Origin of the sequence: Meiothermus sp., assembly GCF_037443965.1 — a bacterium.
GTDB lineage: Bacteria > Deinococcota > Deinococci > Deinococcales > Thermaceae > Meiothermus.
Genome location: NZ_JBBINI010000012.1, coordinates 1 through 19,779, shown reverse-complemented (window position 1 = coordinate 19,779; position 19,779 = coordinate 1). Strand labels below are relative to the sequence as shown.

The 19,779-nt window shown below is 61.2% G+C and carries 17 protein-coding genes; 12 read left to right on the top strand and 5 right to left on the bottom strand.

What is annotated here, in order from left to right; genetic code table 11:
• Positions 1 to 37: 37 nt before the first annotated feature.
• Entirely contained in the window at positions 38 to 460 is a 423-nt protein-coding gene (locus WKI89_RS08245; protein ID WP_337868700.1) for a nucleotidyltransferase, read from the top strand.
• Positions 457 to 684 carry a hypothetical protein gene (locus tag WKI89_RS08240; RefSeq protein WP_337868699.1) on the top strand — a complete coding sequence of 76 codons (228 nt, stop codon included), beginning with the start codon at positions 457 to 459 and terminating at the stop codon, positions 682 to 684. The genes WKI89_RS08245 and WKI89_RS08240 overlap by 4 nt, the downstream gene beginning before the upstream one ends.
• On the opposite strand, the gene WKI89_RS08235 is transcribed toward WKI89_RS08240, so the two are convergent.
• Genes WKI89_RS08235 through WKI89_RS08225 form a run of 3 tightly spaced genes read right to left on the bottom strand, consistent with a single transcriptional unit; the run spans position 650 to position 4,057 of the window.
• Positions 650 to 1,555: a CAP domain-containing protein gene (locus WKI89_RS08235; RefSeq protein WP_337868698.1), complete on the bottom strand. Its 906-nt coding sequence runs from the start codon at positions 1,553 to 1,555 to the stop codon at positions 650 to 652. The genes WKI89_RS08240 and WKI89_RS08235 overlap by 35 nt on opposite strands.
• A 10-nt stretch (positions 1,556 to 1,565) precedes the next feature.
• Positions 1,566 to 2,804: a pitrilysin family protein gene (locus WKI89_RS08230; protein ID WP_337868697.1), complete on the bottom strand. Its 1,239-nt coding sequence runs from the start codon at positions 2,802 to 2,804 to the stop codon at positions 1,566 to 1,568.
• A gap of 20 nt (positions 2,805 to 2,824) precedes the next feature.
• Entirely contained in the window at positions 2,825 to 4,057 is a 1,233-nt protein-coding gene (locus WKI89_RS08225) for a pitrilysin family protein (protein WP_337868696.1), read from the bottom strand.
• A gap of 412 nt (positions 4,058 to 4,469) precedes the next feature.
• Here WKI89_RS08225 and recG point away from each other — a divergent pair, with 412 nt between their 5' ends.
• Positions 4,470 to 6,800: an ATP-dependent DNA helicase RecG gene (gene recG, locus WKI89_RS08220; protein WP_337868695.1), complete on the top strand. Its 2,331-nt coding sequence runs from the start codon at positions 4,470 to 4,472 to the stop codon at positions 6,798 to 6,800.
• A gap of 66 nt (positions 6,801 to 6,866) precedes the next feature.
• Complete coding sequence (locus tag WKI89_RS08215; RefSeq protein WP_337868694.1) at positions 6,867 to 7,115, top strand: hypothetical protein; 249 nt, start codon at positions 6,867 to 6,869, stop codon at positions 7,113 to 7,115.
• 238 nt (positions 7,116 to 7,353) lie between these two features.
• On the opposite strand, the gene WKI89_RS08210 is transcribed toward WKI89_RS08215, so the two are convergent.
• Complete coding sequence (locus WKI89_RS08210; protein ID WP_337868693.1) at positions 7,354 to 8,361, bottom strand: serine hydrolase domain-containing protein; 1,008 nt, start codon at positions 8,359 to 8,361, stop codon at positions 7,354 to 7,356.
• Between the two features lie 52 nt (positions 8,362 to 8,413).
• Between WKI89_RS08210 and WKI89_RS08205 the strand changes: the two genes are divergently transcribed.
• The 8 genes from WKI89_RS08205 to WKI89_RS08170 all read left to right on the top strand — a co-directional run bounded on the left by WKI89_RS08205 (position 8,414) and on the right by WKI89_RS08170 (position 16,631).
• Entirely contained in the window at positions 8,414 to 9,496 is a 1,083-nt protein-coding gene (locus WKI89_RS08205; protein WP_337868692.1) for an anhydro-N-acetylmuramic acid kinase, read from the top strand.
• A 35-nt stretch (positions 9,497 to 9,531) separates the two neighbouring features.
• Positions 9,532 to 10,299, top strand: a complete 768-nt coding sequence (locus WKI89_RS08200) for a nucleoside phosphorylase (protein WP_337868691.1) — start codon at positions 9,532 to 9,534, stop codon at positions 10,297 to 10,299.
• A 239-nt stretch (positions 10,300 to 10,538) separates the two neighbouring features.
• Positions 10,539 to 11,441 carry a M23 family metallopeptidase gene (locus tag WKI89_RS08195; protein ID WP_337868690.1) on the top strand — a complete coding sequence of 301 codons (903 nt, stop codon included), beginning with the start codon at positions 10,539 to 10,541 and terminating at the stop codon, positions 11,439 to 11,441.
• A 157-nt stretch (positions 11,442 to 11,598) separates the two neighbouring features.
• Positions 11,599 to 11,982, top strand: a complete 384-nt coding sequence (locus WKI89_RS08190; RefSeq protein WP_337868689.1) for a polymer-forming cytoskeletal protein — start codon at positions 11,599 to 11,601, stop codon at positions 11,980 to 11,982.
• A 191-nt stretch (positions 11,983 to 12,173) separates the two neighbouring features.
• Positions 12,174 to 13,175: a peptidoglycan DD-metalloendopeptidase family protein gene (locus tag WKI89_RS08185; protein WP_337868688.1), complete on the top strand. Its 1,002-nt coding sequence runs from the start codon at positions 12,174 to 12,176 to the stop codon at positions 13,173 to 13,175.
• A gap of 316 nt (positions 13,176 to 13,491) precedes the next feature.
• A complete protein-coding gene (locus WKI89_RS08180) occupies positions 13,492 to 14,301 on the top strand; it encodes a bacteriorhodopsin-like (protein WP_337868687.1) in 810 nt (269 codons plus the stop codon).
• 489 nt (positions 14,302 to 14,790) lie between these two features.
• Positions 14,791 to 15,645 (top strand): acetyl-CoA carboxylase, carboxyltransferase subunit beta, encoded by an 855-nt coding sequence (gene accD / locus WKI89_RS08175; RefSeq protein WP_337868686.1) that lies wholly within the window; start codon positions 14,791 to 14,793, stop codon positions 15,643 to 15,645.
• 38 nt (positions 15,646 to 15,683) lie between these two features.
• The gene (locus tag WKI89_RS08170; RefSeq protein ID WP_337868685.1) at positions 15,684 to 16,631 is read left to right on the top strand and encodes an acetyl-CoA carboxylase carboxyltransferase subunit alpha; all 948 of its coding nucleotides are present in this window, start codon (positions 15,684 to 15,686) and stop codon (positions 16,629 to 16,631) included.
• Positions 16,632 to 16,762: 131 nt separating this feature from the next.
• On the opposite strand, the gene WKI89_RS08165 is transcribed toward WKI89_RS08170, so the two are convergent.
• Complete coding sequence (locus WKI89_RS08165) at positions 16,763 to 19,576, bottom strand: NPCBM/NEW2 domain-containing protein (protein WP_337868684.1); 2,814 nt, start codon at positions 19,574 to 19,576, stop codon at positions 16,763 to 16,765.
• Between the last annotated feature and the right edge of the window lie 203 nt (positions 19,577 to 19,779).

The following is a 19,779-nucleotide window of genomic DNA, read 5'->3' as shown; positions in this document are numbered from 1 at the left end:
GGCTAAGCTATAAGAGCGACGCACCCCGCACTGAGATATGACCCGGGAGATGCTCAATTTTATCCGCTGCCTCGATAACCAGGGCGCTCGCTCAATGGTGATCGGTGGCTATGCGCTGGCCTTTTTGGGCGTGCCCCGCTTTACCAAAGACCTCGACCTGTGGGTTGGCCTGAGCGAGGCGCCCCTGGTTCTTCGGGCCATTCAGACTTTTTTTGGTGGGGACGATCTGGGGCTCACCCTGGAGGATCTCAGCACCCCTGGGGTGGTTCAACTAGGCTACGAGCCCAACCAGATTGATCTGGTGCTGCTGTCTGGGCCAGATTTCGATCAGGCCTACCAGCGAAGCCAGATTTATCGAGTAGAGGGCCTCCCGGTGCGGGTGGTCTCGCGCGAGGATTTTATTGCCCTGAAAAAGGCTTTTGGGCGCAGCATTGACCTGCGCGATATCGAGGAACTATGAAACCCCTCGCCCGTAAATACCGCTTCGAGGAGGTGCCTTCCGAAAAGGAACGCTGGCAGGCGCTGCCCCTGGAGGTGCGCTTGCAGGCCGTGGTGGAGATGGCCTTCTTCTGGGCCCGTTTGCATGGCCAGCAGAACCTCGAGAAAATCCAGCCGGTGGCCCGCAAAAGACCCCTAACCAGGCCAGCGCCTAGGGCTTCAGAGGAATCCGGTGGCTGTAGCTGATGCGGTTGCCCTGGCGCAGGCCCAGCCATAGCGCTTCCAGCGTGCTGGGAAGGGTAAGCTCGAGGCGCACCGGCCCTGCAAGGTTCTGCCAGAAGCGCGGTTGTGCGCCCACCGCCAGGGTGAAGCTGCCCGCCGGCAGGTTGAGCGCGATGCGCTGGCCCGGCCCCTGGCTTCGCTCGAGGGTCTGCTCGAGGCGCAGGCCGCGCTGGCCGTTCTGGGTGGTCCACCAGGTCTGCCCGTCGAACAGCGCAAAACTCACCTGGGCCTGGGGGGGCAGCTCGAGCCGGGCCTGGATGGGGGGATTGAGCCGGGCGTAGAGGTTGTTGCCCACAAACACCCCCACCGTGCCGGGGGCGCTGCCCGAGAGCGCCAGCACCGTGCGCTCGGCCTGGGCTGGGGTCAGGCGCACCTGGGGGTTGAAGGGCCGCCCGATGAAGTTCTGCACCACCATCACCCGACGCCCCTGGCGCACCAGGGCCACCCCTAGGTGGGTGAACTCGGGCTTGAGCAGGTTGGCCCGGTGGCCGGGGCTGTTCATCCAGCCCGCAAGCGCCCGCTGGGGAATTTCGGGGTCGGGGTAGCCCTCGAAGCTGGCCAGGTTCTCCCCTACCGTTACCTCGAGCACCCCCGCGGCCTGCATCCGCTCGGCGGCCCCCAAGCCCTCGGGGTTCTGGTGGGCAAAAAAGTTGCGCTGGAGCATATCTTGAGCATGCCCCAGGGCTGCCTTGTAGGCCAGCGCGTCCCACTGCAAGGGCCGCAGGCCGCGTTCCTGGCGCGCCTGGTTGGTTCGCTGGAGCACCTCCAGCTCAAGGGCAGTCTGGGCAAAGGCAGCGGCCCAAAGCCAGCCCAGAAGCAGCAAGGCCCAGCGCATCTAATATCCCCTAGGCTGGCACCAGGCTGTAGAAGAAGCTCTGGCTGAAAGGCCTGGCCTCGAGCAGGCCGTTCACATCGTCCAGCGTGACGGCCTCCACCTTGCGGGCCACCTCGCTCAGGGGCTCGTAGCTCTGGTTGTAGAGGTACTGGAGGCCCACGCTCATCAGGCGCTGCATGGGGGTCTCGCCAGCAAACACCAGGGCGGTGGCCAGTTTGTTTTTGGCCCGCTCGAGCTCCTCCGGGCGTACCCCATGATGCTCGAGGCGCTCGAGTTCCTCGCGCAGCACCGCCTTGACCCGCTCCTCGTTGGCCGGGTCGGTCTGGGCAAAGATGTAAAACAAACCGGCCCGGTCGGCCTCATCTATACCGGCCCCCACCGACTCCACCAGCCCTTTATCGGTGAGGGCCCAGTGCAGGCGGCTGTTGCCCTCCTCCCCCAGGATGTTGGCCAGAATGCTGGCCGCGTAGCGGCGCGGATCCTGGGCCGCGACCCCCGGTGCAAAGACGGCCAGGTAGGTCTGGGTGGCCTTGGGGTAGGGTTCGCGCAGCTCGCCCACCGCCGGGTTCAGCGCCGGATAGGCCCTTTCGGCATGGCCCTTTGGCCAGGAGGCGGTGAGCGCGACCACCTGCTCGAGGGTGCGCTCCCAGTCCACCCGGCCTGCCAGGGCCAGCACCAGGTTGGAGGGGGCGTAGCGCCGGGCCTGGTACTGGGCCATCTGTTCGCGGGTCAGGGCGGTGATGGATTGGGTGCTGCCCAGCACGCTATTCCCCAGCGGATGCCCGGCAAAATAGCGGGCCCGCCCCCAGTCGAAGAGCATCACGTTGGGGCGGTCTTGGTAGAGGGCGATCTCCTCGAGGATGACCTGCTTCTCGGTATCGAAGTCCTCCTGGCGCAGGGCCGGGCGCATCAGGTCGCTCCACAGCTCCAAAAGCCGGGGGGCGAACTCGGGCAGCACCGCCCCGTAGTAGACGGTGTTCTCTTCCGAGGTGTAGGCGTTGTACTGGGCCCCCATCTGGTCGAACTCGAGGTTGACCTGCAGGGCGTCGCGCCGCTCAGTACCTTTGAACAGCATGTGCTCCAGAAAGTGCGAAACGCCCGAGATCTCCGGGGTCTCGTCGCGGCTGCCGGTCTTGCAGAAGTAGCCCAGGGCCACGCTCTTGGCCTCGGGGTTGATCTCGGCGATGACGGTAAGTCCGTTCTCGAGGGTGGTTTGTCGGAAGGTCAGGGTCGATCGGGTTAGGGTCATGGCTACTCCGGGAAACGAATCTATTCGGCAGCTACCAGCTTGCGCGGCCCCAGGGTGGCAATCCAGGGATTCTGGTAGGGGGCAGAGGCCAGGTAGTGGTTGATGCGCGTTACGTCTACGGCTGCAATCTGGGACTCGATCTCGTCCAGGGTGCGCACCCGGCCCAGCAGGTAAAGGTCGCGGGCGATGCTGGCGGCCCTCGAGCGCGAGGACTCGTCCTGCATCACCAAAGCCGCCCGCAGGCCCACCTTGGTGCGCTCGAGCTCCTCCTCGCCCACCCCTTCGGCCAGCCGGGCAATTTCGGCCTGCATCACCCGCAGGGTCTCGTCGGCCCGCTCGGGGGTGGTGCCGGCGTAGGCGGTCAGATAGCTGTAGCCTTTGACGCCGTTGGGCGCGGCGTACACCGAGTAGACCAGGCCCCGCTTCTCCCGCACCTCGGTAAACAGGCGGCTGCTGCTGCCCCCCGAGAGCACCTGTGCGGCCAGGCGGGCGCTGTAGAACTCGGGGTGCTCAAAGGAGACGTCGGGGTAGATCAGGCCGATCTGCACCTGGGCGGTCTCCTGCTCGAGGTGCAGGGTGCGCACCGGCGCCAGCTCAACCGGCGGCTGGCCCGCCCCCGCCCCGCTCCAGGCCCCAAAAGCGTTCAGGACAGCCTGTCTGGCCTCTTCAAAGCCGATGCCACCCACCAGGGCCAGGATGGCCCCCTGGGGGGCATAGCGCCGGGCAAAGTCGGCCCGCAGGGCCTCGGCGGAGATGGCCCTGAGATGGGCTTCCTGGCCGCTGGGGTTGCGTCCGTGAGGACTGGTAAACACCGCTCGACGCAAGGCTGTAAACATTTTTTTGGGGGGCTGGTCTTCCAGTGCGGCCAGCTCCTGCAGGGCGATCTGCCGCACCGCCTCGAGGCCCTCGCTGGGCAGGTGGGGGCGCATCAGCACGTCGGCGTACAGCCCCAGCACCGCCTCCAGCTTATCGGCCAGGAACTGCGCGGCAAAGGTGGTGTGCTCGAGGGCGCTACTGCTCCCCCGGCGCACCCCCAGGTCGTCGAAGGCTTCGGCCAGGGCCCGCGCATCGCGGCTGCCGACCCCCTTCCATAGCCAGCCCTCCAGCAGACTGGCCGCGCCCTCCATCCCCTCGGGGTCGTTCACCGCGCCCACCGGCACCAGGAGCTGCATGGCCACACCGGGTGTCCAGGGGCGTTCTTCCACGGCCAGCGTCAGGCCGTTGGGCAACACTTCAACTTGGGATAAAGCCATACCCACTAAGTATACGAGCTAGATTCTCCCAGACCATGACATTTATAACACTAAAGCGTTACGGGTTCTATTCGAATTCTGGCCAGTAAATCGCTTGCCAAAATAAGGAACTCGGTTCGAGACTGGGCATGTTTCATACCGTTTCCGCTTGAATCCTTCACTGTTGGACGCAGTTAGAGGTGAAGGATTCAAGCCGACCGAAGGGAGCAAAAAAGCATTTCGGTAGTATCGTTTAGGCTTGTCAAAGTGAACGATACTACCGGATCGCGTATCAGTTCCAACTTCAAGCCCCTTGAGCGGCTCCGACAAATACCCGGTACAACGGTTTCGGTTGTACTGGACAAGCGACGCCGCACGGCCAGTGTAGTTGTAGTTGTAGAAAAGCGATTGGATACAATAAGTTGAGGAGCACGTGACCCGCGAAGAGCTCAAAGCCCGCCTCATCCGCCCCATCGCGCGCGAACTGGCCGACGGCGCCCAAGACCGGGTGGTGGCCGGGGGCCTGGAAAAGCTGATTCAGAACCTGGGTCAGCCCTTCCCCGAGGTGGGGCGGGTGCTGGCCGGGTACCGCCAGATGGAGGTCGAAACCCGCATAGAGCAACTGAAAAAGGCCCTCGAGCTGCTGGGGGAACAGGTTGCCGAGAGCCGCCCCCCGCCGGTGGTGCCCAGTACCCGAAGCCCGGCGCTGGAGACCGTGTCCTTCGATACCCCCGTGGAAGCCCTGAACCTGGGGCCCGGCGGCAGAAAAAAGCTGGCCGAGCTGGGCATCCGGGCCCTGCGCGACCTGCTGCATCACTACCCCCGCCGCTACGAAGACCGGCGCACCCTCCAAAGCATCCGCGAGGTGGAGGATGGCAACAAGGCCACAGTGGTGGGCAAGGTGCTGAGCCGGGAGCTGGTCAAGACCCCCAAAAAGGGCCTGCAACTGGTGCAGGTGCGCTTTATGGACGCCTGGGGCTGGAAGTTTACCGGCATCTGGTTCAACCAGCCCTGGGTGCTCAAGCAGATGCCCGAGGGGGCCAGCATCGTCCTGTCAGGGCGGGTGCAGAAGCGCGGAGGCGTTATCTCGCTGATGGTGGAGTACTTCGAGGACGAGGGCGGGGAGTCGCTCTCCACCGGGCGCATCGTGCCGGTCTATCCCGCCAAGGAAGGCATTGGACAGGCTTTTTTACGGCGGGCGGCCTGGCGGGCCCTCGAGGCTTTCGAAACCATACCCGACCCCCTCGAGCCCTACCTGCAGCAAGCATCGCTGATGCCGCTGGACAGGGCCCTGCGGCAGGCCCACTTCCCCAGCTCGGAAGAACAGCTCGAGCAGGCCCTCCAGCGCCTCAAGTTCGATGAGTTCCTGCTCCTGGAGCTCAAGGTGATGATCGCGTCCGGGGGCTCGGCGCTTTTGGGCCGGGTCTTCCGGGTTACCCCGGAGATGCTCCAGCGCTTCCGCGCCGCCCTGCCGTTTACCCTGACCGGCGCGCAGGAACGGGTACTCTCGGAAATCCTGGCCGATATGCAGTCCGAGCGGCAGATGGCCCGGCTGGTGCAGGGCGACGTGGGCTCGGGCAAGACCGCGGTGGCCGCCGCCGCGCTCTTTGTGGCGGCCCAGAACGGGGCCCAGGGGGCCCTGATGGCCCCCACCGAAATTCTGGCTAAGCAGCACTTCGAGAACCTCACCCGCTACCTCTACCCGCTGGGGGTTTCAGTGGATTTGCTGGTGGGCTCCATGTCGAATGGCGAAAAAAAGGGCGTGCAGGAGCGGCTCACAAGCGGCCAGACCCAGGTGGTGGTGGGCACCCATGCCCTCATCCAGGACGGGGTGGCCTTCCACGACCTGGGCCTGGCGGTGATTGATGAGGAACACCGCTTTGGCGTGCTGCAACGCCGCCGGCTGCTGGGCCAGCGCCCCGACGTGCTGGTGATGTCGGCCACCCCCATCCCGCGCTCGCTGGCCCTGACCCTGTACGGCGACCTCGAGGTCTCCCAGATTGACGAACTCCCCCCCGGCCGCACCCCCGTCCGCACCAAAATCCTCACCCAAAAAACCCGCACCCAGGCCTACGCCTTTGCCCGGCAGGAGATTCAGAAAGGCCACCAGGTCTTCGTGGTCACCCCCATGATTGAAGAGGGCGAGTCGGAGGCCACCGCCGAGCTGGCCGCTGCCACCCGGCTGCGCGAGGAGCTGGAAATTCTTCTTCCGGACGTGCGCATTGACCTGCTACACGGCAAGATGAAGGCCGAGGAAAAGGACGCGGTCATGGAGCGCTTCAAACAAGGGGCTTTCGACCTTTTGGTCTCAACCACCGTGATTGAAGTGGGGGTGGATATTCCCCAGGCCACCGTGATGATCATCGAAAACGCCGAGCGCTTCGGGCTGGCCCAGTTGCACCAGTTGCGCGGGCGGGTGGGGCGGGGGGGGCTGGAATCCTACTGCATCCTGATTGCCGGCGAGACCTCCAAGCGCACCATGGAGCGCCTGCGGGTCATCGAGGAATCCACCGACGGCTTCTACATCGCCGAGCAAGACCTCCGGCTGCGCGGCCCCGGCGAGTTGCGGGGAACCCGCCAGTCGGGCATGCCCGACCTGCGGCTGGGCGACCTGGCCTCCGACCAGGCCATCATCGAGCAAAGCCGGGCGTTAGCCCAGGCCATTCTGGAGGCCGACCCCTACCTCGAGCGGCCCGAGCACGCCCTCCTGAAGCGCGAACTACAGGCCCGGGCCGAGGCCATCGGTTTCCGTGAAGTGATCTGACTTCAAGTATGGCGCTTTGCACATCTAAACCCATCGCCTTACCCACCTGCGGTAGCATAGGGCCATATGTTCTGGGTGTGGGTGGTGGCGCTCTTGGGGCTTTTGGCGTTGGTTGGCATTGGGATCTACCTCCGGGGCAGACCGGGCCAATCCAGTTCCCATCGAACCTCGGGTGAGCGCAGTACTCAACCCTACAACCCCTCCATATTTGTGGACATGGACGACAAACCGCCCATGGAAATTGATTTCGATGCAGGTATCCAGGCCAATCAGCGCGTTCTACCCAAGAACCCCAGCAAAGACGAATCTTCCTGACGCCTCTTCAAAGTAACAATGACCCCCACCTGACCAAGCCGACATAAGGTTTGTAACGTGGAAGGTTTATTATCGCTAATGCTGCTTTTGGTGGTTGCCTTGCCCGTGATTGCGCTGCTGTGGCAGAGTGTACTTGCGAACTGCCCTGCTGACGAGGTTCTGGACTGAACGGGTGGATGACTGTGCCACCCCTGAGCAAATTAGGGCGACACCGCCCCCGTTGCCTCGAGCACCCCCCTTAAAGGCCCTTCCAGGCTGCTGCAATTGCGTTCCCTACAGCGCGGCGCAGTTCTATGATTCCGGTCTCTTTGTGTCGGCTGGGGTGCACCCGGTTGGTAAGCAAAACCCAGGCATAGCCCCGCTCAAAATCCATCCAGACCCCGGTTCCGGTAAACCCGGTGTGTCCCAAGGTCTGGCGGCTGCACAGACTGCCGCCGCTGTAGGGGGGGTTTGGTATAAGCCAGCCCAGGGTCCGCTCGGCATGCTGCGGACGCCGCATCTCCGCCAGCGCCGCCGGGGAGAGTACCTCGCCCTTCATCAGACGGTGGGTGTAGGCCAGAACGCCCTTCAAGCTGCCAAACAGCCCAGCGTGTCCGGTGGCTCCGCCCAGGGCAAAGCAGTTTTCGTCGTGAACTTCACCTTCCAAAACCCGCCCGCGCCAGGGGTCTTGCTCGGTAGCCGCACACTGCGCGGGGTTGGGGGGGTTGAACACCAGGCCCTCCGGAAGAGTAAAAGTATCCAAGCCCTTACCCCTTACACGCTCCAGCACCAACCCCAGCAGGATGTAGCCAATATCCGAGTACACATGCGCTCCCACCGGCCCCACTTCCCAGCGGTGCTGTAAAACCCGGTGCTTGAGGGTATGGGCCTCCCCACCCCAGGTATAAATGGCCTCCCAAGCAGGCAAACCCGCCACATGCGTTAGCAACTGCCTAAGGGTGCGACTGGGCAGCTCGCTGCCCTGCATCCAGGCCAGCTCGGGCAGGAAGCTCGAGAGCGGGTCGTCCAGGTCGGCCAGCCCCTCCTCCACCAGATGCAGCACCTGCGGCACGGTGAAGAGCACCTTGGTCAGGCTGGCCAGGTCAAAAAGGGTATCGGGGTCTATCGGTTCTGGCTTTTGCAGGTGCTTGACCCCGCTGCAAAACATCTCCATGGACCCATCCAGGCCCACCAAGCCCAAAGCAACCCCCGGTATTCGACCCGATTCAACCGCGCTCGTAACAATCTGCGAAGCCTTTTTTAGCATGGCCTCCCCAGTCTATATCGCTCACCCAGGGAACAGCGGTAGAGTCTAGGCTATGCGCGTTTTAGGTCTGATGTCCGGCACTTCGGTGGACGCGGTGGATTTGGTGCTGGCCGAGTTGGAGGGTCGGCCTCCTACGCTCGATTGGCGGGTGCTTCGCCACAAAGAAGCCCCTTTCCCAGCCGAGTTGCGCGCCCAGATTATCCGCACCCTGAAGTCGCAGGCCACGACCCGCGAGGTGGCCCTGTTGCACCATGCCATGGGTCGTTTCTATGCAGAAGCGGCTGCCGATTTCCAAGGCCAGGTAGACCTGGTGGCCTCCCACGGACAAACCGTCTGGCACGAACCCCCCCATGCCACCTTGCAAATAGGCGAGCCCGCTTACCTGGCGGAAGCCCTGGGCGTACCGGTGGTTTCCGATTTCCGTCCCTCGGACATGGCCTTGGGCGGCGAAGGCGCGCCCTTTGTGCCCTATGCCGACCTGCTGCTCTACGGAGAAAAAGGCGTTCGCCGGGCCATCCACAACATCGGGGGCATCTCCAACCTGACCTACCTGCCCGCCGACCTGAAGCCCGAAAAAGTAATGGCCTTTGACACCGGCCCCGGCAATGCCCTGCTCGACGAAGCTGCTGGCCGACTGGGTCTGAACCAGGATACAGGAGGCAAAATTGCGGCTTCGGGCAAGGTAGATACGCTTTTGGTAGAGCGCTGGCTGACCCATCCCTACTTCGACCGCAAACCGCCCAAATCCACCGGGCGCGAGATCTGGAACCTGGAGACGCTGGACGAGGATGCAGCCTTACCCCCCCAAAACCTGCTGGCCACCCTAACCGAGTTCACTGCGCGTTCCATCGCCAAAGCCTACCGGGACTTTGTGCTACCCCTGGGGCTTGACGAAATCTGGGTAGCTGGCGGGGGGGCCTACAATGCTACCTTGATGCAGCATCTCAAGCGACTTTTACCGATTCCTGCGTATACCTTTGAGGAAAAGGGCTTCGACTCCAAGCACCGTGAGGCGCTATGCTTTGCGGTATTGGGGTATCTACGGTATATGAAACTGCCCAATATCCTCAAACAGACCACAGGTGCCTGCAAAAACGCTATTGCGGGAAAAATTACCTTGCCCTCCAAGGAATAGAAAAGATCGTACCGTCTATGCCGCATAATGAACGCATGGCAGACTTTTACCACATCGGCTTTGGGCCTGAAGACTTAGGCGACATCCCCCCTACCCTGGCCCTCCTGAGCGGAGACCCCAATCGCGCAACCCTGATCGCGCAAACCAAACTGAACCAGACCAAGACCCTTTCGGAAAACCGTGGACTGAATAGTTATTTGGGGTTTCTGTCCAATGGACGGCCTGTGCTATCGGCTACCAGTGGAATGGGCGCGCCCAGTTTGAGCATTGTGGTAAACGAGCTAGTGCAGGTGGGCATCCGCACCATCATCCGGGTGGGCACCAGCGGTTCGATACAGGAAGAAGTGCTGCCGGGCAGTGTGGCCATTTCCAAGGCAGCGCTGTGCCGCCAGGGCGCAGCCAACGACATCGCCCCACCCGAATACCCCGCCAGCGCCGACCCTTTCCTCACGGTAGCGTTGGTGGAAGCCGCCAAGCGGATGGGTGTCCCCTATGCACTGGGAATTACCGCCTCGGTAGATACCTTCTACGAAGGGCAGGAGCGCATGGGTTCGGCCAACCCACATTTACTGCGGGCCTTGCAAGGCATTACCGAGGAGTACCGCAACCTACGGGTCATCAACTACGAGATGGAGGCCGGAACCCTGTTCAAGATGGGCAACGTCTACGGCTTTGCCGCAGCCTGTATCTCCGGGGTTATCGCACAACGCACCCGGGCCGAACAACCAGTACTGGACGCTAAAGATCTGGCGGTACAAAGAGCCATTGATGTGGCCATCGCCGTGGCAGAACAGTATGCCTGATAGGGCTACCTTGGCTGCTAAAGCCCGCTAGCAGGACTTAATTGAAATATAAACTACAAAACCGCCTTTTCATGTAACGCTGGGAAACTGCAAGCCAGCTCTCATTCTAGCCCCAACCTCGGATATGAAATTTCCGCATCAGAACATCAATCCGGAAGCTGATTTATATGAGAGCATTAATGTAACGGGTTAAAATTCCCTTGACTTTTGTTACACGCTTGCGTTAGTTATAGCAGCTGATGCCGCTTCGTCGTCACCCCGTGCGCTACACCTTATGGTTGGCCCGAACTGGCGCGGCCCCCAGGACCTTATCTCTGCCGGTCTGGATTCCGGTAGCGGTCTTGCTGGTTTTGTTGAGCTGGAGTGGCCTGAACATCTGGCTCTGGCAGCGCACGGCTGAGATGCGCAGCCTGCAAATTCAGTTGGTCAGTTTGTCCGATCAGGCCCGTAAGCTCAACAACCAACTGGCGGTAGAGCGCACCCGCAACAATGCCCTGAGCCAGGATGCCCAGAGCATCCTCAAGCAGCTACAGGTGTTGGAAACCGAGATCAACACCCTGCGCGAGCGGGCTGGAATGCCCAAAATCAAGCTGGTACCCACCCGCAACGAAGGTGGTGGGCGCGGAGGTGCCTCGGTTCCCGCAGAGCTCGAGGAAGTCCTCAAGTACGCCGGTCAACAAACTGCGGCCTTTACCAACAAGTTGAGCGAAGTTTCCCCTGCACTCAATGAGACCCTCCAGCGGGAAGCCGCCATGCCCTATGGCTACCCTATTCGGGGGCAAACCCGCATCACTTCATACTTCGGCTACCGCCGCAGCCCTTTTGGCTGGGGTTTCGAGTTTCACAATGGCATTGATTTCCCAGCCTCCTACGGCACCGCCGTACGGGTAACCGGGGCGGGAGAGGTGGTTGAAGCGGGCTGGAAAGGGCCCTTTGGTCTGGCGGTGGTGGTAGATCACGGCTATGGCTACCGCACCCTTTACGGCCACCTATCCTCTGTTTCGGTGCGGGTAGGCCAGCGTCTCGAGCGCGGCGACTTGGTGGGCTCGGTAGGCTCGACGGGTCGCTCAACAGGCCCGCACCTGCACTACACCGTCTTCCGCAACGGGGACGAAGTGAACCCCGCCGGATATTTGGATTAAGAACTCTTAGGCAACCAACCTGTTGGATTGAATCCTCAGGGTATGATCGAGGGGTTGGTTTGTGGTAACTGGCTTCTATAACTTTATGACGCAGCCAAAAGTGACGGTGTTGAGATCAGATGTGGAACGTTCACAACAGAAACCAGGGGTGTAGACTATGGCGGTGCTAGGCGGAGGACGTAAACCCAATCCGGCTGCGCTCACCTACGTGAGTGAAGGCAGCGAGATCGAAGGTAACCTGAAGGCCAGTGGAAGCGCCCGCATTGACGGGAAGGTCAAAGGTTCGGTGATGATTGAGGGCGACCTCGAGGTAGGAAACAACGCCCACATCGAAGGGGAACAGGTCAAGGCCCAGAACATCATCGTGCACGGGCAGATCAACGCCCAGGTCATCGCCAGCGGCAAGCTGCATATTACCAAGAGTGCCCGCGTAGAAGGCGATGTGCGGGCGATGTCGTTGGATGTGGAGGCGGGGGCCATTTTTGTGGGCCGCAGTCAGACGGGGGAACCCAGGGCTTTACCCCAAAACACCAAAAGCTAGTGCGGTTTTCAAATTCGCCACACCGGCTGAGTTTTCGAAAACCGCCCCTTCGTTGCCAGTCAGTGCGCTTTTTGTAGGTACGCTACGCATCTGAAGGCATCCCACCTGCGCATTACTGCGGCTTAATGATTGAAGCCTCCGGGTCAGGTATCACCCGGCCCCACAGCAATCGGGGGTAGGCTTATAAGGTCATGCCGAAAGAGCCCCATCCCCTGGCTTCTAGCGTCACCCTGACGGTGCCGCTGTGGGTGGTGGCTTTCCTGCCGGTATTGCTCATAGCAGCGGTGCTTTTTTTGTGGGACCGAAGCTCGAGCGACCGCAGCCAGCTAGCCCTGCTCGAGACCCAGGCCCGCAAACTTAGCCTGGAGCTCGAGGCCGAAAAAAGCCGCAACGAGGCCTACAGCATCGAGGCTGTGCAGTTACAGCAGAGTCTCAAAGTGCTGGAGTCTGAGATTAATCGTCTGCGCAGCAAGGCTGGCCTGCCCAAGGTTCGCCTGGTGCCCGAACCTGTTCAGCCCACCTCGGTTCCAGGCCCGGCTTCGCCGGCCACCCCTCCCAAACCCGAGAATCCGCCGAGGGGCGCTGGCGAGCCCATCGAGTTGGGCAACCTGCTGCTCAGTTTGCGCTCGCAAGTGGGGAATTTTGCAGCGGAACTCGAGGCCACTGCCGTTGCCCTCAATAACCCCCTCCCGCCCGATCCCCGCCCTGGCCGCGTTGTGCGGCGTCCCCCACCCCCTCCCCCAACCCGCGTACCCCAGACCCCCCTTCCCGACCCTGCGCAGTTAATCCCCACAGGCTTGCCCCTGCTGGCCGAAACCCGCCTCACCTCTACCTTTGGCTACCGTTCCAACCCTTTTGGAGGCGGGGCATACGAATTCCACAACGGCGTAGATTTTGCCGCACCCGAGGGCACGCCGGTCTATGCCACCGCTGCCGGAACCGTGAGCGAGATGGGCTGGAACCTCATCTTTGGGCTAATGGTCCTAATAGACCACGGCAACGGCCTGCACACCCTGTACGGGCATCTCTCGTCCACCTATGTCGAAAAAGGCCAGCAGGTCGAACAAAGCGGTTTGATAGGCACGGTAGGTTCAACCGGGCGCTCGACCGGCCCGCACCTGCACTACACCGTATACCGCTATGGGGTAGCAGTTGACCCTTTGCCTTACATAGGATTAGGAGCCATTCGCTAATACCTATAGTTGTACAAGATCAATCTCAATGTTGTACATCCTTTCACCCAGCAAGCAACCACCGGCTACAACCCACCAATCGAAGCAACCTATATCTTGCATGACCCATGCAGCACGGGTCAGAATTTACTGAAGTTACGCGATTCCCGACACAACAGCCCATACGAGGCTATCTAAGTAGTACGAAAATGGTACATAAACTTTACAAAAGTTATTCAGCCTACGGTAGGTATTTCGATTCGGCTCTATAAACCAATTACCAAATGACTCATACAAAACCCTGGCCAGGCTCGAGTCATCTGGGGAGGCGATGACTATGATTGGAGCAGACACACCCATCACCACAGGTCAGTACTTGTTGGTATACAACATGCTCTCCCTGACGATAGCAGGCATGTCGGCAGCAGGGCTGTTCTTCCTGTTCGCTCGCAGCTTTATTTCTAATAAGTACCATCTGGCCATGTATTTCTCGACCCTGGTGTGCTGGATCGCAGCCTACCACTACTACCGTATCTTCCTGAGCTGGAAAGATGCCTATGTGGTCGGAACCGGAGCAGATGCAGGTAAATACCTACCCAGCGGTACACTATTCAACGACGCTTACCGCTATGCCGACTGGTTGCTCACGGTGCCGCTGCTGCTCGCAGAGTTGGTGCTGGTGCTGGCTTTGGCCCGTGCAGTGACCAATAACCTAATTTTCAAGCTTGTGACTGCCGCCATCCTGATGCTTGTGCTGGGCTATCCAGGTGAGATCTCTACCGACAATGCGACCCGCTGGCTATGGGGCACCCTCTCCACCATTCCGTTCGTGTACATCCTGTATGTTCTCTGGGTAGAGTTGACCAATGCCATGGACCGCCAGCCCGAGCGCGTCAAGTTGCTTACGGGAAATATGCGTTTGTTGCTTCTATTCTCCTGGGGTTTCTACCCCATCGCCTACCTGCTGCCTACGCTGGGGCTGGGCGATGCCGTAGGAATTGTGGGATTACAGGTTGGCTACAGTCTGGCCGACCTACTGGCCAAACCGGTGTTCGGTTTCCTGCTGTACGCGATTGCCCGCGAGAAGACCCTGGCCGACAATCCTAAGTTCGACGAGGAGCGCATCGCCAGCGCAGTCCGAGCCTAGTACTAGATTCGGTTAGTTCGTCACCGAACGGTGGCGAACTAACCCGACCGAAGTTATCCGCGTAGCGGAGGGCGATATCGCCCCTTGGAACGGGAGTGCTCTAGGATTCAAAAAGATAACCACATAATTCGTTTGATGACTATCTTTTTGAATCCGGTATAACATCTTTTTCCCGTGGTTAGTAACCAATCCATCTCGGCTTGAAAACTGAACAAAACTGGTTGCACTTGAACCCTTCACCTTTGGATGTAATCAAAGGTGGGGGGTTCATAGGAGTGCATTTCGGCAGTATTGTTTAGCCTTGTCAAAGTGAATGATAAGGCTGGAATATGCATAAGATCAGAGCCTAGCTCCCAATCAGGGCAGCTCTATTACATTTTTTTGCGGTGGGCTCAGGGCTCATCGTTGTCGTGCTGCACTCTGATTGAACCCCGTCCAAGCAAGGGGGGTTTCGCCCGATTCTCATTCTGCGGTATAAGATAGGGCGTTATGGCCTTAGAGCGGCTTTTCCGCCGTCGCCGGGCGCAGGGGGAGGCAAGGGACATCCCCGAGCTGTGGGTCAAGTGCCCCAAGTGCGACGCGCAAATATACAAGAAGGATCTCGAGACCAACCTGCACGTCTGCCCCAAGTGTGAGCATCACCTGCGGCTGTCTGCCGACAAGCGCATCGAGATGCTGGCCGATGTAGGTAGCTTTGAGCAAATTACCGGCCTCAAACCCGCCGATCCCCTGGGGTTCCACGATACCGAACCCTACCCCCGGCGGCTCGAGCGCTACCAAAAAGAAGCCGGACGCCCCGACGCCATCGTGGGGGGGCGCTGCACCATTGGGGGCGTGGAAAGCGTGCTGCTGGTGATGGACTACGCCTTTGCCGGGGGTTCGATGGGCAGCGTGGTGGGTGAGGAAATTACCCGTGGCATCGAACTGGCCGCCCAGGAGAACCGGGCGGTGGTGATCGTCTCGGTCTCGGGTGGGGCCCGGATGCAGGAAGCAGCGCTTTCGCTGATGCAGATGGCCAAAACCACCCTGGCCCTCGACCGGCTGTGGGCCCAAAAACTGCCCTACGTCTCCATCCTTACCGACCCCACCACCGGCGGGGTCACGGCCAGCTTCGCGGCCATCGCCGATGTAATTCTGGCCGAACCCGGGGCCTTGATCGGCTTTGCTGGGCCTCGAGTGATTAAGCAGACCATCCGCCAGGACTTACCCGAGGGCTTCCAGCGCTCGGAGTTTCTGCTCAAGCACGGCATGGTAGACCAGGTTGTAGATCGGCGTCAGCTCAAGGATACCGTGGCGCGAATCCTCAAGCTGCTGCATCCCAGGACGGTGAACCATGCAGGGTAGGGTTCAGACCAGGCTCGAATGGGCCAAAGGGGGTGCCCATGCCGCTTGAGTTCGAGAAGCCCATAGAGGAGCTCGAGGCCAAAATCGCCGAGCTCGAGGGCTTCGCCGCCAGCAGCGGGGTGGATCTGTCCGGCGAGCTGCAAGTCCTGCGGGAGCGGCTGGCCCAGCTCAAATCGGAGACCTTCGACAACCTTTCCCGTTGGGAGCGAGTCCAACTGGCCCGCGCCCCCGGACGCCCCACCACCCTCGAGGTGATTGGGGGCATCATGACCGAGTTTGTCGAACTATATGGGGATCGAACCTTTGGCGAGGATCCCGCGGTGGTGGGGGGCTTGGCTCGCCTCGAGGGTACCTCGGTGGTGGTGGTAGGCCACCAGAAAGGCCGCGACACCAAGGAAAACATCCGGCGCAACTTTGCCATGCCCCACCCCGAGGGTTACCGCAAGGCCATGCGGATGATGGATCTGGCCGACCGCTTCAGACGACCCCTCATCGCTTTTATTGACACCCCCGGCGCCTACCCCGGCATCTCTGCGGAGGAGCGCGGCCAGGCCTGGGTGATCGCCCAGAGCATCCAGCGCATGGCCCGCCTGCGGGTTCCGGCCATCGCAGTCATTCTGGGCGAGGGCGGCTCGGGCGGGGCGCTGGCCATTGGCGTAGGCAACCGCGTGCTAATTCTGGAAAACGCCTGGTACTCGGTCATCTCGCCGGAGTCCTGCGCGGCCATCCTCTGGCGCGACTCCAAAGAAGCCGCCAAAGCCGCCGAAGCCCTCAAGCTCTCGGCCCCCGACCTTCTGAGCCTGGGCATCGTCGATCGGATCATCCCCGAACCCAGCGGCGGAGCCCACCGCGACCCCGCCGCCACCCTGGCCAACATCAAGCAGGCCTTGCTGGCTACGCTTGCAGAACTCGCTGGCCTGGGCCCAGAGGAACTATTCGAGGACCGCTACCGCCGATTCAGGGGACTGGGGCGCTACCAGACCTGAACTCTTCTCCAAGAGTCCACTCTACTCGGGTAATACCGTTTCCGCTTGAATCCTTCACCGTTGAACGTAGTTATAGGTGAAGGATTCAAGCCGACCGAAGGGAGTAGAAAACAACAGCTTGTCCAACAGACCTATGGCCCAACCCGCACCATGCGGGCCACCGAGGGCACCCCGCTCTGGTTGATGATGAAAACCATGTAGTAGCTGGGGGGGGCCAGGTTGGCATTGGCGGGGGCGGCCACGGTCAGGCTCGAGGCGTCCCTGGACTGAATCGAGAGGGTCATAAAACGCTGGGTGTAGTTAAATGCGTGGGTAGATGCCCCCAGACCTAGCAGCGTAACCGACTGGATGCTAGCCGCATCGGGGGTCGCAATGGAAAAGCTCTGGCCATAGCGAATGCTGCTGGGAATACTACCAATGGTGGGGCGTGCCGCCAAAGAACCGCTGCTGTCGAAAAGGTAGGGTGGGTAGTAGATTTCGTAGTTGAGCTGGTTCACCCCAGCCCTGGCGCTCCCGCTGCCGGGCTGGCAGTCTGCGCCGCAGCCCCCACTTCCGGCTGTCCAGACGGTAGCGTCGGGCAACAGCAGCGCGACCGCATGGTAGTTGCGGGGGCGCTGGGCCCTGGCCGCCCGTGTCCAGTTGTTGGAAGCCGGGTTCCAGATCTCGCCATCGTAGACCGAACTCGAGTCGTCAAACAGGGTGCCGTTGTTTCCACCATTCACAAAAATCTGCCCGTTGGCCAACAGGGTGGCGCTCAGATGGGTACGGGCAAACGCCATCGAGGGGCCCGCCACCGAGGTTACGCCGGTTCCGCTAAGGTCAATCAGGGTGGTGGTTGCGGTGGCAGTTCCACCGCCACCAATGGTGATGATGCGACCCGGCGTGTACATCACCGAGGAGCCATAGTAGCGACCGGGGCCCTGGCGAGTCCAGGTCTGGCTACCCCAAGAGCCCGAGCCGGCCGTATTGAGGTAGGACATGGTGTTGTTCCAGCCTGCATGGAAAACCAGGCCATTGGGCGCCACGTGCATCCAGGGGAAATAGTGTTCGAAGTCGCGCCCGCTGGTTGTGGCTCCGGTCAACTGGCGCAGGCTGCCGTTGGTCTGCCAGACTTCGTGCACGGTGTTGTTGGCCCCGGTCTGGGTCTGGCCCCCGGTAATTAGCAACTCGCCGTTGGGCAAGGGGGTTACGCTGGGATACCAGCGTCCAGCCCGCATGTTGGGGCCTCTGGTCCAGGTCTTGGAAACCGGGTCGAAGATATTGGTATGCAGGCTTCCGTTGGGGGTGCCAAGGTTGCCCCCGGCCACCAGCAAACGCCCATCTTGCATCACGGCCCAGCCCGCACAAAAGAGGTCGGTGGTGTTGTTGTTGACCTCTTCGAAGGTATTGGTCACAGGATCCCACAGCGTCACGATGGAGCTTTGATGGAAAACCGAGTTGGCATCCTGGATATCGCGGTAGACCCCGATGCGGTCGTAGCTATACCAGGCAATTACCTTGCCATCGGGCAGGAGCGCGGCATGGGTGGCCACCAGCGGGAAATCGCGCACCGGGCCAAACATCCCCCGAACCGCTGCCTCCGTCCCGCCCTGGATTGGCCCCTGCGCCCCTGGGGTGGTCACGGTGGTGGTAGCAAAAGCCATGGTTCGATCGGGGGCCGTTCCGCTCACCCGGTAGGTGTACAGGGTGTTGGGGGTGAGGCCATTATCCACAAAGCTCGAGGCCGTAGGCGTACCCACCCGAACAAAGGTGCCGGTGCTACCCACACGCCGCTCCACCACGTAGCCAGTGGCCCCACTCACCGCCGACCAGTCCAGGTAAACACTGCTCTCCGACAAACCCACTGCAATTAAGTCGGTGGGCGGCAACAGCGATTGGGCCGTTCCGCTGGCATACAGGTACCGCTGCGGGATGATCTCACGGGCCTGGCTGGGGCTGCTCCAGTAGAGCTGCGCCACAGCGCTACCGGTATTCTCGTAGTACTCCATACGGAGGTCGTAGCGCTGACCGGCCACTAGGGCAATGGTGCCACTTCTATTGGTAGCCGACTGGTTTCGCCAGCTATCAATGATGAGCCGATTGTTGACCCACAAGCGCACGCCATCATCGGTGCGGGTGGTAAAGGTATAGGTCTCACTGAAGCGGGCTTCAACCTGGCCTGTCCAGCGCACGCTGAAGGTATCGGGCGCAATCTGGCTCATGGGGGAACCCCGGCCCCAGTTGAAGTTGACCTGCGGGTCTACACGGGTCACGCGGGTTCCGGTGAAGTTGCTGTTGTCGAAATACTCGCCGGTGAGCCCCTGCACCGCAGGGTTACCCCCGCCCCCCTCCGCACAGACCAGACGCGCATCGGCCCAGTCGGCGTGGTCGTAATAGTTGTTATCGCCCGCGTCGGTGATTACAAGCTGCAATTCCTGACGCCCGCTCACATCCACATCTATTACCTGGGTTGGGCTGTTACCCCGCATCACGCCCGAATTGAAAATCTGTACTCCATCGGCCAGCACCCGGAAAACCACCGTACCCCACTCTGTCTGGTGGTCTACCTCGTCGTCCAAACCCACCGCAGCTTGAAAACGCGAGCAGTTACCCCCTAGGTTATAGGTAATTTCGGAGTGGGCATGGGCCCCTAGCCCTTTGGCGTAGACCACCCCATTCAAGGTAATGGGCCGTCCATCGCCCAGGGCCGTCTCGCCATTGCTCTGGTCACGCTCCACAGGGCCCCAACCATTGGTGGCCGATAGCCAGGTGAGATCGCTCAGGTAGACGTTGCCGCTGGGAACGGCTTGGGTGACCACCGTTCCCTCGCCGGTATCCGACCAAGGCGCAGGGCCTGCCGCATAGGGCCCTGGGGCAGTGTTGTTGGGGCTCGAGCAGGCCGCCAGAACCAATGCCATCACCAATGACCAAAGCCCAGTTTTGTGCCCCCACCACAATGAAACCATATTCCACCCCTCCTGCCACCGCAGCACAAACGTTATGGGTCGCTGTATTTCATCGAAGATTTAGCGGAATGTAATGCCTTCGTGTGCTACCTGCAGTCTACCCTTCCACCCCCGCCATCCTGAGCAGAAGACGGCTGCGGATGAGGTTGTGCACCAGCAGAATCAGGTTCACCCGCGCCAGGAAACCTGCAAACGACCGGGCC